Raw genomic sequence first — 14423 nt, 5'->3', positions numbered from 1 at the left:
ATGAAAAAATTAATCATAAAAGCAAGTTTTCTTGTATTGTCACTAACTGTTGCGGTTGGTTGCAAAAAGGATATTGATGATAAATTTAATAACCCTGAAAACGTTTTAGACCCCAACTTACCAGGATTATTTACCGGAATGCTCAATAATGACCGTGTAGCTGCTAAGTATTGGAACATGCGTACATTCTTAAGTCAAATGCCAGGAGTGTATGCTCAAACTACTTACATTGCTAACGGCAATACCGTTTATCAGCAAAGCGATAGTTACTCACAACAATACTGGGATGATTTCTATAGCCCGGGAGGAAATGGAAGTGGACCTGTTGCTTTATACAGGGCAATGGAAAGGAAATTTAATTCACTTTCATCTACAGATCAAGCTGCTCAAAGAGTTATTTTACAAGCAGCAAAAGTAGTGCTTATTGAGCAAGCTGCTAAGATGGTAGATTTATGGGGTGATATTCCTTATTCAGAAGCGGGAGGCTTAACAACAAATGATTTGATTAAAAATCCTAAATACGATGAACAAAAGGCACTATATACTAGCTTTATTGCTGATTTAGCAAGTGCAGGCACTTATTTCAAAACAGCAACTTCTACAGCTGCTTTCGCTAAAGCAGACATTCTCTTAAAGGGTGATTTAAATAAATGGACCAGATATGCTAATTCATTACGGTTAAGGCTGTTAATGCGTATCTCAAAAACTGATGAAGCAACCGCAAAAACTGCTGTACTTCAAATGTTAGGCGATCAGACTAATTTTCCATTAGTTGATGGTGGTAATGTTGGCACTTACAATCCAGGTGTTTCTGATATTTTATTACAGCCTCTTACAAACAGTTCAAGCGATTTGCACGATGCATTTTTTGAAGGTAGTTGGTATGCTACTGATTATATGTTGAATACAGTTTTGCTACCAGCAAATGATCCAAGGATCCCTGTATTATATGACAAATTTGGTCGGGTAAAGAAAGTGGCAGGAAAAGATCAATTTGTTCAGAATCCAACTTATAAAGCAATGCCTGTTACTTTCACCACAGCCCAACAAGAATCAAGCTTTGCTGATTATGCGGTGTTAGATTCCGGAACTTTTGTTTTCAACCAAAAACTTCCGGGAATTTTAATTACAGCATCAGAAGTTAACTTGTTAAAAGCAGAAGCTTTTGAAAGATGGGGCAGTACAGCAGATGCTAAAACCGCTTATGATATGGCTTTAAGGCAATCTGTGGCATTTTATTACTACCTGAATAGTATAAATCAAGGGGCGTATGTTAAGGAAACTTTTCCGTCAGCAACAACAATTGATACTTGGGTAAATACTTCTAATGCAGCTTATACTGATGCTTCAACAGATAAACTAACCAAGATTTACACTCAAAAATGGGTACACTTTGGTGTTCTTCAAGCAACAGAGGCATGGTCCGAATACAGAAGAACCGGTATTCCTTTGTTAACATTCCCGACAAACGGAAAGCAAGCAGGCTATGAGACGCCTCCAACGAGATTAATTTATCCGGCAAAAGAGAAAACTTTAAATAGTGCAAACTATCAGGCTGTAGTAGCTAAAGATACCCGCAAAACTAAAATATTCTGGATGCCTTAATCCTGTTAAACTAATCCCGGCAGTTTCTGCCGGGATTTTTAATTATATTAAAATATGAAATTAAGTAGCCTTTTAATTGCCTTTATCTTTTGCGTCAATATCGCTTTTGCGCAACGTAACGATATCCTCAATGAATCAACAAAATATGAATGGCCACAAGATGAGGCAGTAAAAAAGAAGCTCGATACCTGGCAAGACCAAAAGTTTGGAATGATTATCCACTGGGGACTTTACACTGTTCCAGGGATTATCGAATCATGGTCTATCTGCTCTGAAGATTGGATTGAAAGGGATAGTACTATCAAATACGAAGATTATAAAAAATGGTATTGGGGCCAGAGCGAAAAATTTAACCCAACAAAATTCAATCCTGAGCAATGGGCAAAGGCAGGTAAGGATGCTGGAATGAAATACCTGGTTTTTACCACCAAACACCACGATGGCTTTGCCATGTTCGATACCAAAGAAAGCGATTTCAGCATTGCAAAAGGTCCATTTGCCAACAACCCTAAAAAAGATGTTGCTAAATATGTGTTCGATGCTTTCCGTAAGGAAAATTTTATGATCGGTGCTTATTTTTCTAAACCCGACTGGCATTCTCAATACTATTGGTGGGACAAATACGCCACTGCAGATAGAAATAACAATTATGATATCAGAAAAAATCCGTGGCGTTGGAATATGTTTAAAAGCTATACCCAAAACCAGATCGGCGAGTTGATGAACAATTACGGAAGCATTGATATTTTATGGTTAGATGGTGGCTGGGTTCGTCCAAGGGCTAGTGTAAACAAAGAAGTGCTTTCCTGGGGGGCGCCAATTCCGGAATGGAGTCAGGATATTGATATGCCTAAGATTGCCGCTGATGCCAGAAAAGTACAGCCTGGTTTAATTGTGGTGGATAGAACTGTACATGGCCAGTTTGAAAACTACCAAACCCCTGAACAGAAAATCCCTGAAAAGCAATTGGATTACCCATGGGAAAGTTGCATGACCTTGGGGGGCGCCTGGGGTTTTGTACCCAACGATCAGTATAAATCAGCAGGAGAAGTGGTTCATAAATTGGTAGAAATTGTAGCCAAAGGCGGAAGTTTACTTTTAGGTATTGGGCCAAAAGCTGATGGAACGCTACCTGATAATGTGATTGCCAGATTAGAGGAAATTGGGAAGTGGACCAGCAAAAACGGCATAGCCATATACGGAACAAGGATTACCAAAAACTACCATGATGGACAGAACTGGTTTACGCAAAGTAAAGATGGTAAAACTATTTACGGCATCAGTTTAATTAACAATACGACAAACAAAGAAATTTCATGGCAAGGAAGTATACCTAAAACAGGAAGTCTCATTACCATTTTAGGTACCAATCAAAAGGTAAAATGGACATTGAAAGACGGTAAAGTACACTTCAATTTTCCTAAAACAGCGGAGAAAATAGCTTTGACTTTTTCTTTTACACCCGAAACTAATTAGCAATGCCGAAATCAATAAAATACTTATACTTATTGCCCACACTTTTTTTCTCTTGCGGCCTTTTTGCTCAGGTTAAAAAAGGGCAGGTTTTACCTTATAAAAATCCAAAATTAGGTATCGATTTAAGGGTAAGAGACCTGATTTCGAGAATGACACCTGAAGAGAAATTCTGGCAGTTGTTCATGATTCCCGGAGATGTAACCGAAAAAAATAAAGATCAGTTTAAGAAAGGTATTTTTGGTTTGCAGGTAAGTGCAGCTGCACAAGGAAGTGGTAATGCACAACAAATGTTAACTTACAATACCTCTGAAGACGGACTTTCTCTGGCTAAAAAGGTAAATAAGATTCAAAAATACTTCATTGAAGAAACCCGTCTGGGCATTCCAATCATTCCATTTGATGAGGCTTTACACGGTTTGGTTAGGCAAGGAGCTACGGCCTTCCCGCAATCAATTGGTTTGGCTGCAAGTTTCGATACTGCCTTAGTGGCCAAAATCGGTACCGCTATTGCAAATGAGGCAAAAGCACGTGGCTTGAGAGATCTTTTGGCACCTGTAATCAATATGGCAACAGATGTGAGATGGGGCAGGGTAGAAGAAACTTATGGAGAAGATCCATATTTAACAACTGTGCTGGGACATGCTTTTATGAATGCCATAGAAAGGCAGAATATCATTGTTACACCAAAGCATCTTATTGCCAATGTTGGCGATGGTGGGCGCGATAGTTATCCTATTGAAATGGATAAACATTTTTTAGAAGAAATCCACTTTCCAGCATTCAAAGATGGAGTTAAAAATGTGGGCATCCGTTCAATAATGACTTCCTATAATAGTGTTTTTGGTACGCCTGCAACCTCTAATAAATGGTTGCTTACCACTAAACTGAAAACGGAATGGGGCTTTAAAGGCTTCGTGATTTCTGATGCAGGTGCAGTTGGAGGTGCCAATGTTTTACATTTTACGGCCAAAGATTATAAAGATGCCACAGCACAATCAATTAATGCAGGCCTTGATGTAATCTTCCAGGTAGATTATAATCATTACAAACTTTTTCTACCTGCATTTTTAGACGGGAGCATTCCAAAATCGAGAATAGATGATGCATTGTCAAGGGTTCTGAAAGCTAAATTTGAGCTGGGTCTGTTTGAGCATCCTTATGTGGATGAAAGTATTGCTGAAAAGATGTTAAGCGATCAAAGTAATCGCAATCTGGCCAAAGAGGCCGCTTTAAAATCTTTTGTATTGCTAAAAAATGATAACAATACACTTCCGTTAAAAAATGTAAAACAGATCCTACTGGTAGGGGAAGACGCCATTGAAGCCAGATTAGGTGGCTATAGCGGTACTGGAAACAATAAGATAAATATATTGGATGGCTTAAAAAACGCAGTACCCAATAACGTTAAGGTTAATTATGTAAAAGGTAGTAGCCGGGAGCTGCAGTCTTATATTCCTATAGACAGCCAGTTTCTTTCTGTCAATCAGAAAGCAGGATTAATGGGAAGCTATTATAAAGGGCTTCACTTTTCAGGGAAACCCGTTAAAGAAGTAAATGATAAGACAGTTAATTTCAGTTGGACATTATACCCCCCAGATGAACAGCTCCAAGTGGATGATTATGCTGTGAGGTGGACTGGTAAAATTAAGGTGCAGCAGAATGCCGATGTTAATATCGGATTAGAGGGAAATGATGGTTACCGATTATATTTGGATGATCAATTGATGATCGATAACTGGGATAAAAAGTCTTTCAGTACCAGGACAGTTCCGTTTCATTTCGAGAAAAATAAGGAGTATGCCATTAAAATTGAATTTTTTGAATCTAAAGGCAATGGTAAAATCAAACTGATTTGGGATTATAATATCAGGAAATCAAACGAAATAGCTGATGCAGTGGCTGCGGCAAAGAATAATGATGCCATTGTATTCGTTGCAGGTATAAAAGAAGGAGAATTTTTGGATCGGGCAATGTTAAATCTGCCCGGTAACCAGGAATTGTTGTTGGAAGAACTCGAAAAAACAGGAAAACCGATTATCGTGGTATTAACTGGTGGAAGCGCCATTAATATGCAGCCCTGGTTAAATAAAGTAAGCGCGGTTTTAAACGTGTGGTACCCTGGCGAAGCAGGAGGCGCTGCTGTTGCCGATATCTTGCTCGGAAAAGTAAATCCATCAGGTAAACTTCCAATTACTTACCCGATTGACGAATCGCAGTTGCCTTTGGTTTACAACCACAAACCTACCGGAAGAGGCGATGATTATAACAACTTAAGCGGCGAACCACTTTTTCCATTCGGATATGGATTAAGTTATACCAACTTTTCCTACAACAATTTAAAGTTTAACCGCAAAAGCATCGCTAAAAATGAAACCGCTGTGGTAAGCTTCGAACTTAAAAATACAGGCAATTACGAAGGTGAAGAAGTGGTACAGCTGTACATGAGACCTTTGTTAAGCAAATTAGCCCAGCCAGTTCTTGCTCTCAGGGCTTTCCAGAGAATACATTTAAAGGTTGGTGAAACAAAGATAGTTTCATTTAAGCTAGATAAGGAGGTTTTGCAAACACTGAATATCAATAACGTATGGGAAGTAGCTCCAGGGGAATATAGAATTATGATTGGATCATCAAGTAAGGCACTTTATTTAAAAGATAACTTAACCGTTAAGCCTTAAAAAATACCTTCGACAGTTTGGTATAAACGATATCATTAATTTTGCCGCAGATTCTGGTTAAATCTGCGGCTTTTTTGTTTTTCGTCATTCCTATATGCGCTTTCTAACGTATTATGTTTAAGATTTTGCATCCTGCAAAACTCATTGAGCTAAGATGTCTAAGGTAGTCGTAAAAATTAAAGACTATGCAGGTTAATTAACCACCTTAGACACCTAAGAACATCTAATTCATTAAATAATCCTTTAGGCTTTCACACCATATAACGACATGTAAGCTTATATGGTTCTTAAATGTCTTATATGGTCAAAAAAATAACACTAAATATCAGTTGTTTACATAAACGTCATTATAAGGAGGAACGACGAAGTAATCCTACAACTTTCGCTACTAGCGAGCGCATTAAGATTATTCATCTGTGCAGTTGTTTTTAAAGGCATTTATGAGCTCGCTTTGTTCGGTTATCTTCGTGCCTCGCAATGACGATCAGTCTATTGGTGTTTGTCATCCTGAGCGTAGTCGAAGGAACTTTAGCCTAACTCTTCTATCCCCAATTTCAAAGCAAGTTCATTCAAATCCTTTACCACTACATCAATGATCGGAATACCACTAATTTTTCTTTCCTGCTCAAATTCATGCTCCGGTTCGCCCGGGATGATTACCTTTTTATCAGGATCTATTGTTTTTGCACTTTTAAAGCGATCTACCCAGTTATCTAAATGGTCTTTAAAGTCTGCGGCTGGTCTGAAACCATCTACGCGCATAGCTCCTAAAAAGTGGCCAAGTCCTTCGCCAACCGGATTTGCCGATGGCTCTAAAAAAGCCACAAAAGGCGGCACCCAAGGGCCGTAATTTGCGCCGGATAATACTGCCGATAAAATGTCGACAGTAGCACTTAACCCATAACCTTTATGGCTGCCATGATCTTTATCGCTGCCCAAAGGCAAAAGCGAACCGCCGTTTTTTAATTCGTTAGGGTCTGTAGAGTTTTCGCCATTTTTATCCTGAACCCAGCCATCAGGAATGCTTTTATTGGCACGTTGAGCAATCTCCAATTTGCCATTTGCTGCAGCTGCCGTAGCCATATCTACAATTACCGGTGGATATTTTCCTGCCGGGAAAGCATAACACATAGGATTGGTACCCAATAAACGTTCATTGGCATAAGTAGGTGCAACCAAGGGGCTTGCATTGGTCATACTGATGCCGATCATATCCTTTTCAACTGCCATTAAAGCATGGTAACCGGCAATTCCAAAATGATTGGAGTTTTTAACTGAAACCCATCCGCTACCATATTTTTCAGCTTTTTCGATAGCAACTTTCATAGCGAATGGTGCAACCACCAAACCTAAACCTGCATCACCATCAATGGTGGCAGTGGTTGGTGTTTCATGTACGATTTTGATATCAGGCGTGGCGTTGATCCTTTTCTTTTCCCAAAGACGAACGTAGCCACTTAATCGTGCAACGCCGTGAGAATCGATTCCCCGCAAATCTGATCGGATTAACACGTCGGTTGCTAAATCGGCATGCTCATCAGAACAGCCCATTTTTTTAAAAACAGTATAAGTAAAAGCCCTAAGGTTGGTTTCGGTAAAAGTAATGAAGTTCATTTTGTTAGTATCAAGTAGTAAGTATCGAGATTGGGCGCTTTGGGGTATCGGCTTCCGACTCCGGACTCCCGACTTCGGACTAGTATTACGGTAATAAAACAGTGAAATCGCCACCCAATGGTTCAAAGTTTTCTATGCAGGATGAAAGAAAATCTTCTCCGTAATTAACATACATGGGCGCTATATTCAAAGTACGCTCCTGTAAACTTCCATTAGGGAAAAGCCTTTTTTTGACATTATCAATTTGTAATAACGCCATCTCATGTTTACGTTTTTCTGCCCTGAAAAGTTTTTTTTCAAGGTTGGCCAATAAGTGATTGGCCCGCTGTTTTGCCGTATCAGTTGATACAGAAAGCGTTTTGTCTATTTTATAGGCATTGAGCTTAATCTGATCGAAAATGCTGTTAATGGCTCTTGTTTCGTCAGCTAAACTCAATTGAGCGGTCGTATTCCGTTTTACCCAAATGTTTTTTAGTTCTTCAGCCGGCAGGAAAATGTCTTCCAAAGAAAAACCTAGATGGTATAAATTCTGGGCACTGCGTTTATCTATCAGTAAAGCCGAATTACGCAATAGTAAAACCGGGAAATCGACCTTGTAGAAATCGAAATTTGCTTTTAATTGCATCCAGTAAGCTACCTCTGCACCACCACCTATATAAGCGATATTAGGTAAAATAACCTCCTGGTACATTGGCCGCATCACTACATTCGGACTAAAACGTTCAGGATGCGATTCGATTTCAGCTTTTAGTGTTTCTTCTGTAAAACTGATATCGGTATGGTTTACGATATATTTTCCTTTTTCAAAGATTAAACGCTCGCGTAAATTATCTACAAGGTAAAAGAAATTAATGTCGCGACCGTTAACCTGGGTTTTATAGCCAAATTCTTCCAGGCTTTTCGAACTTTCGTCAATGTTTTTAGCGCTATTGTGTTGAATAATATCTTCGGTTATGATATTGGCAAATTGTTTTTTTAATCGCGCATCATCTGCATTCACGATCACCAGGCCATATTTTTCGAATAAATTGTTGACCAAAAATCTGGTGGCATCGGCTAAATTGTCGTGTTGCAAATAAGCCTGTTCTACCAATTTGGCAATCCGTTTTCCATTTTTAGAAATGCCTAGGTAACCTTTGTATGCCGTTACTGCTGCGGCAACGGTTTTGGTGCTTAATCTTCCGGTGGCACCGTTGGTCTGTTGTATCCAACTGATGTTCTTTTCATCAACACTTACATGGTTAATTTCATCAAAGTCGTGATCTTCTGTAGCCATCCAATAAACCGGAACAAAGTTTTTATCCGGATGGGCCATTTTTAACTCAATAGCTAAATTTATGGTCGTTACAATTTTATAAATAAAATAAAGCGGACCAGTAAATAAGTTTAACTGGTGACCAGTAGTTACAGTAAAAGTATTATCTAGACCCAAAAGTTCGATATTTTTCGTAACCGATTTATTGGGCTGTAAATGCCGGTATTGGTTTTGCAAAACCTGCACTAAGATAGTCCGGTCTCCAGGGAAATTTCTATGCTCAATTGCGCTGGCTAAACCGGCCATATCAGGGCGGTAACTGTAAAAAGCTTTAAGTTGCTCTTCGTCGTTAATATAATCTAGAACCAGTTTTGAAAATGAACCGGTTTCCTGATAGGAAATGTATTTTGCCTGCATAATGAGCGAAAGTAGTGCAATTTAAGGATAAATATAAAGCTACATAACTATTTTACAATTGTTAAATAATTAAAGATTGCTTTCCTTAATGCTAAATTTACAAAATACACTTTTGGGTCAATATCTGCTTAAAAAGATCTATTATCAAGAGATACCGCCTGTAATTATGTAATTGTAAAATCCAGCCGTTTTTAAATTATCTATTATTTTTTTTCTCAGATATTCAGCTTTTATAAAGCTGAATGCATCATCCATGGTATTTATTCAAAAAAAGTGTTCTCATAGTAGAGAGAAACGTTATTTTTTATAAATTTATGATGTGCATCGGTCGTGAAATAATCTAAACACCTTGGAAAAAGTAACTTTATTTTACCTGGAAAATCCTGATATTAAAATATCTATGGAGTTATATTTTAATGAGAATGATCAATTATACTTTGACGGATATGATATTGGTAAATCGGTAAAAGAAATATGGGGAGATTCTGATTATGAGTATTGCTATTCCATTGAATTGGAAGAAGTCGCTAAATTTTATGAAATATTCAATTTAGAGCAGGGTGACAGATCTGGTTTGCTGCAAGCTTTGAAACTTCAGTTTAGTGGAAATAAGGCTTATTCATTATTTGGTGAATTCATGGATGCTGAGAATATTAAGTATGATCGTTTTTCCTGGGCCTGACAGTAGTTGGAATTTACTAAACTGAATTTCAAACAGCATAAAAAAACCGGCCTCGAATAAACAAGACCGGTTTGTAAAATATTTGGTTTAGTGATTTACCATTTTTTTCTGCGTTCGCCGCTTCCGCCTTCACGACTTCCACCTTCTCTACGTCCGCTACCACCAGTGTTACCACCTTTTTCGTCACGACTACGACCAGAGAAATCTCTGAAACCGCCACCGCTGTTTCCGCCTTCACGTCTTCCGCTACCGCCAGATTTTCTATCGCCTCCGCCACGGTAACCACCGCCACCGCCGCTTCTGCGTTCTCCTCCGAAACCACCGCCGCCGCTACGTCTTTCACCGCCACCGCGTCTTTCACCTGCGCCTTCACCGCGACCACCATCTCCGCTTTTTTCGATACGTACCTGACGACCGTTAAACTCAACAGATTTAAAACCTTCAAATACGGTATCAGCAACAGCATCTTCCACTTCAAAGAAAGAGAAAACACCTTTTAAATCAATTTTACCAACGCTTTTGCCACCAATTTTACCATTATTACAGATAAATGATAACATATCGCCGCGGGTAAATTCATCTACTGAACCTAAGTTGATGAACAAACGGGTGTAACCTTCGCTACCACGTCCGCGTCTTTCGCCACGTTCACCTCTTTCGCCACGATCGTCACCAACCGCAGCATTTAAATCAGGTGCTTTAGAATAGTAATCTAAGAAACGGTTAAATTCTAATGAAGCAAAACGTTTGATTACATCCTCTTTAGATAAATCTTTAAATTCATCCATTATGCGAGGAATGTATTGATCAATTTGCTCTACATTAACCTCTACATTGTGTACTTTATGTACCAAAGAGAATAATTGTTTTTCACAAACGTCAAATCCTGTAGGTAACTCAGCTTTGGTAAATTGTTTACCAATGATGCGTTCCAGCTGACGGATTTTTCCAACTTCTTTAGAGTTGATGATACAGATTGAAATACCTGTTTTACCAGCACGGCCAGTACGGCCAGAACGGTGGGTATAACTTTCAATTTCATCAGGTAAAGAATAGTTAATTACGTGTGTTACGTTGTTAACGTCGATACCACGTGCTGCAACATCAGTAGCAATTAACAACTGCATGTTACGTTCGCGGAAACGTTGCATTACCTTATCACGTTGTTGTTGCGATAAATCGCCGTGTAAAGCATCAGCATTGTAGCCATCTTTGATTAAGTGCTCTGCAACATCTTGCGTATCCAATTTGGTTTTACAAAATACTACGGCAAAAATTTCAGGGTTGAAATCTACAATACGTTTTAAGGCAGCATATTTATCGCGTGCACGAACAATGTAATATTCGTGTTCGATGTTTACGTTACCTGTATTTTTTGTGCCCATGGTTAATTCAACAGGATTATCCATATAGTTTTTAGCTATACGGCGAACTTCTGCAGGCATGGTAGCCGAGAATAACCAGGTTTTTTTGTCATCAGGAGTAGTTGATAAGATGTCGTTAATGTCGTCCTGGAAACCCATGTTCAACATCTCGTCAGCTTCATCAAGCACAACATATTTAACGTTTGAAAAATCAATCGCCTTACGGCCAATGATATCCAACATACGGCCGGGCGTGGCCACTACGATCTGAATTCCCTGACGGATTTCGCGTAGTTGTTGCATAATGTTCGCGCCACCGTAAACGGCAACAACGTGGGCATTAGCAATGTTTTTAGAAAAGTTTTTAAGGTCGTTAGCGATTTGCAAGCATAACTCACGGGTAGGGCATAAAATCAATGCCTGTGGTTTGTTAACTTTAAAATCGATTAGTTCTAACAGCGGCAAACCAAATGCGGCTGTTTTTCCTGTTCCTGTTTGGGCCAAACCAACAAAATCATTAGTGCCTTCTAACAGTACAGGAATACTTTGCTCCTGAATAGGTGTTGGAGTTTCAAATCCAAGATCCTTTACGGCATTAACGACGTCATCACTTATCCCCAATAATTGAAATGGGTTTGTCATTCGTCTTTTTATTTTTAATTGAGCCGCAAAGGTACGGTTAATATTTTGTATTTTACAGATAATCAGGTAAATAGTTTTTTAAGCTAAATATTTGAAAATAAGGAAGTAAGGGGGAATGTAAAATGGATGATGGAAAATGAGGGATGGAGCAGGTTTAAATGGGGGTCTTGATTGCAATAGGGAAATTTGTTTTTTGTTTGGAAAGCAGCAGTAACAGGCTTTCGGTTACGGCAGTCCCGTTTTCTGTTTCAATCTTTTTCAAACCTTTCAGGTTTATCAAAAGTATTTTCACTCCAACCGGGTTTAGGTGGCGGGGCAATAGTAGCTATTTACGTTTATTTTTAAATAGCCAATTGGGTAGCTCGTCCGTTAAAATTGCTGGAGCAAAAATATCGTTATGGGCCAGACTGTCGAATTCCCAAAACCTGGTTTTGTTTTTATAGCTTACCTCTTTAAAGAATTGCTTGTCGCTATTGAAAGGGTTTTCGGTGTCTATATTGCCATGGATCAGCCAGATTGGAATGTTTGCAAGTACATTTACCTGGTTAAATTGAGGTATGCCAGAAATACTGATCCCTGCGGCAAATACATCTGGTTTTAATGCTAAAGCATTAATCACCGAAGATGCACCCATCGAAAAACCGATCAGGTAAATTCTTTTTTCGTCAATATTTAAAGTGTTTTTTAAGCTGTCGATCAGCTGTAAGGCAGTTGTTAAACAGGGTTGTGGTACCGAAGTCAATACATTTCTGCTTCGATCTAAAACATAATTCGACGAACGTGAAGGGAACTGTGGTGCTAAAATAAAAGCAGGATATTTCGCCTGTATTTCGTCGCTTGCAAATAGTTTTGCCAAAATACCCAACTGACTGGTATTATCATTTCCAACTGCGTTTGATCCATGAAATACAATCACCAATGGAAGTTTGCTCTTAGTGTGATTGGGTTTTAATAACCGGTATACAATTGCTGTATCGGCAGTGCCTTTGAATGATGCTTTCGTAAAAACATTGGTATTTAAACCTTTGATCTCTGCTATTCTCTGCTTAAGGTAGAGTGAATCGCTACTTTTATTGATTTTGGTTTTTCCGAAAGTGTTAATACGCTTGCTGCAAGATAAGATTCCGCAAATCAAAACCAACGAAAAAGCATAAACTGCATGATTTAACTTAATTTGCATGTTCGGTAGCTGATTTTTCTGCTGAAATTAAAGAATTATCGCAATCTTTCTGCCGAGCGGATTAATCTTTCATCTTTATTGATGCCGAAAATGCCCAATACTACAAATAGGATAGCTAGAGCAGGCAAATAGGCGCCAACACCAAAACTTGCACCTTCAATACCCCCAGGTAATTTTTGGGCATAAACACTGCACCAAAAAGCAAAACCGATAATTAATATGATCGAAACAATGGCAAAACGTTTCTGAAAGCTACGTTTTCTGAAGTTGAAAATATTTACAAAACAGATAATGGCAATGGCAATATTGGTAATTAACAGGGGTAAAAAGGAGAGTGTTTTAAAAGGCGAACCTGCTTTTCCTGCAATAATTTGAAATAAACCGCTCGAATATACTGCTGATTCTGTTCCCGCTATTTCTTTGCTTGCAATGGGTAAAAACAACATTAAAATCAAGGTTAAAGCCGCTAAAAAAAACCAGATTGATTGTATTCTTTGTATCATGAATGTAAAATATATAGCAACAAATCTAGCCTTTTTTGAGAAAAGAAAGAAAGATTAAAGTTCCCAAATAGGAGTATAGCCTGATAAGCCGCATTAATTCCGGTATGAAAATAAAATTTGCGCTGGAAACTAACTACTCAACGCCAAACGCCCTACTCAACACTTTGCCTTTTGCCTGTTAAACTGTACTTTTGCATCGCTTTGAGTAAAAAAAGGTATTTCATCCAAATCGCTTACGATGGCAGCTTGTACCATGGCTGGCAAACACAACCTAATGCAATCACCGTTCAGGAATTGTTAGATAAGGCGATGTCTGTTTTTTTTAGGCAGCCTATCGAAACTTTGGGTTGCGGTAGAACCGATGCTGGGGTACATGCGACTGATTTTTATGCCCATTTTGATGTTGAAGGTGTAGAAGAGACTAAGGTTTTAAACGCAGTAACCGGTATTAATGCCATGCTGCCTTATCAAATTGCAGCAAAACAGATTATACCTGTACATGATGATGCCCATGCACGCTTTGATGCAACTGCCCGTGCTTACAAATATTACATTCACTTCGAAAAAAATCCTTTCAAACTTAACCGGTCATGGTTGGTTAAAGATAAACTGGATGTTGATGCAATGAATGAGGCGGCGGTACTTTTATTAAATTATACTGATTTTTCGTGTTTTAGTAAGTCGAATACCCAAACTTTTACAAACAACTGTAAAATAACCAAAGCTGTTTTCGAGCAACAGGAAGATGGACTGGTTTTTACCATTCAAGCCGATCGTTTCTTACGCAATATGGTAAGGGCAATTATGGGTACTTTAGTTCAGATCGGTAAAAAAGAAATAAATTTAACGGAGTTTAAAGCAATTATAGAAAGTAAAAACCGCAGCAATGCTGGTCAATCAGTACCTGCTTGTGGCTTGTACTTAGTGAAGATAGAATACGATTATATAAATGATTGAATGAGAGAAGGATTGAATGTGAGAATGAAAAAGTATCTCTAGCAATCAATCAT

10 protein-coding genes are annotated in these 14423 nt (G+C 38.6%); 5 read left to right on the top strand and 5 right to left on the bottom strand.

Annotated elements, in window-relative coordinates; genetic code table 11:
* The 3 genes from KYH19_RS14885 to KYH19_RS14875 are packed head-to-tail and all read left to right on the top strand — an operon-like array spanning position 1 to position 5756.
* The gene (locus KYH19_RS14885) at positions 1-1605 is read left to right on the top strand and encodes a SusD/RagB family nutrient-binding outer membrane lipoprotein (protein ID WP_219075687.1); all 1605 of its coding nucleotides are present in this window, start codon (positions 1-3) and stop codon (positions 1603-1605) included.
* 54 nt (positions 1606-1659) lie between these two features.
* A complete protein-coding gene (locus tag KYH19_RS14880) occupies positions 1660-3081 on the top strand; it encodes an alpha-L-fucosidase (protein WP_219075686.1) in 1422 nt (473 codons plus the stop codon).
* Positions 3082-3083: 2 nt separating this feature from the next.
* Entirely contained in the window at positions 3084-5756 is a 2673-nt protein-coding gene (locus KYH19_RS14875; RefSeq protein ID WP_219075685.1) for a beta-glucosidase, read from the top strand.
* Positions 5757-6284: 528 nt separating this feature from the next.
* Here KYH19_RS14875 and KYH19_RS14870 read toward each other — a convergent pair.
* The gene (locus tag KYH19_RS14870; protein ID WP_219075684.1) at positions 6285-7370 is read right to left on the bottom strand and encodes an Ldh family oxidoreductase; all 1086 of its coding nucleotides are present in this window, start codon (positions 7368-7370) and stop codon (positions 6285-6287) included.
* An 85-nt stretch (positions 7371-7455) separates the two neighbouring features.
* Positions 7456-9042, bottom strand: a complete 1587-nt coding sequence (gene bshC, locus KYH19_RS14865) for a bacillithiol biosynthesis cysteine-adding enzyme BshC (RefSeq protein ID WP_219075683.1) — start codon at positions 9040-9042, stop codon at positions 7456-7458.
* A gap of 349 nt (positions 9043-9391) precedes the next feature.
* Between bshC and KYH19_RS14860 the strand changes: the two genes are divergently transcribed.
* The gene (locus KYH19_RS14860; protein ID WP_132400527.1) at positions 9392-9724 is read left to right on the top strand and encodes a hypothetical protein; all 333 of its coding nucleotides are present in this window, start codon (positions 9392-9394) and stop codon (positions 9722-9724) included.
* Between the two features lie 95 nt (positions 9725-9819).
* On the opposite strand, the gene KYH19_RS14855 is transcribed toward KYH19_RS14860, so the two are convergent.
* The 3 genes from KYH19_RS14855 to KYH19_RS14845 form a co-directional block, all read right to left on the bottom strand.
* Entirely contained in the window at positions 9820-11730 is a 1911-nt protein-coding gene (locus KYH19_RS14855) for a DEAD/DEAH box helicase (RefSeq protein ID WP_121283635.1), read from the bottom strand.
* Positions 11731-12055: 325 nt separating this feature from the next.
* A complete protein-coding gene (locus KYH19_RS14850) occupies positions 12056-12910 on the bottom strand; it encodes an alpha/beta hydrolase-fold protein (protein WP_219075682.1) in 855 nt (284 codons plus the stop codon).
* A 35-nt stretch (positions 12911-12945) separates the two neighbouring features.
* Positions 12946-13413 (bottom strand): DUF4293 domain-containing protein, encoded by a 468-nt coding sequence (locus KYH19_RS14845; protein ID WP_219075681.1) that lies wholly within the window; start codon positions 13411-13413, stop codon positions 12946-12948.
* A gap of 201 nt (positions 13414-13614) precedes the next feature.
* Between KYH19_RS14845 and truA the strand changes: the two genes are divergently transcribed.
* Positions 13615-14370 carry a tRNA pseudouridine(38-40) synthase TruA gene (gene truA / locus KYH19_RS14840; RefSeq protein WP_219078943.1) on the top strand — a complete coding sequence of 252 codons (756 nt, stop codon included), beginning with the start codon at positions 13615-13617 and terminating at the stop codon, positions 14368-14370.
* Positions 14371-14423: the final 53 nt, after the last annotated feature.

Origin of the sequence: Pedobacter sp. D749 (assembly GCF_019317285.1) — a bacterium.
In the GTDB taxonomy this organism is placed as follows: domain Bacteria; phylum Bacteroidota; class Bacteroidia; order Sphingobacteriales; family Sphingobacteriaceae; genus Pedobacter.
The sequence above is the reverse complement of the archived record's forward strand: the minus strand, read 5'-3'. Positions and strand labels throughout refer to the sequence as shown.

Excerpts from the sequence above, each read along its gene's own strand:
- KYH19_RS14885 (WP_219075687.1), top strand. The coding sequence starts at position 1 with ATGAAAAAATTAATCATAAAAGCAAGTTTTCTTGTATTGTCACTAACT.
- KYH19_RS14880 (WP_219075686.1), top strand. The coding sequence starts at position 1,660 with ATGAAATTAAGTAGCCTTTTAATTGCCTTTATCTTTTGCGTCAATATC.
- bshC (WP_219075683.1), bottom strand. The coding sequence starts at position 9,042 with ATGCAGGCAAAATACATTTCCTATCAGGAAACCGGTTCATTTTCAAAA.
- KYH19_RS14850 (WP_219075682.1), bottom strand. The coding sequence starts at position 12,910 with ATGCAAATTAAGTTAAATCATGCAGTTTATGCTTTTTCGTTGGTTTTG.
- KYH19_RS14875 (WP_219075685.1), top strand. The coding sequence starts at position 3,084 with ATGCCGAAATCAATAAAATACTTATACTTATTGCCCACACTTTTTTTC.
- KYH19_RS14870 (WP_219075684.1), bottom strand. The coding sequence starts at position 7,370 with ATGAACTTCATTACTTTTACCGAAACCAACCTTAGGGCTTTTACTTAT.
- KYH19_RS14855 (WP_121283635.1), bottom strand. The coding sequence starts at position 11,730 with ATGACAAACCCATTTCAATTATTGGGGATAAGTGATGACGTCGTTAAT.
- KYH19_RS14845 (WP_219075681.1), bottom strand. The coding sequence starts at position 13,413 with ATGATACAAAGAATACAATCAATCTGGTTTTTTTTAGCGGCTTTAACC.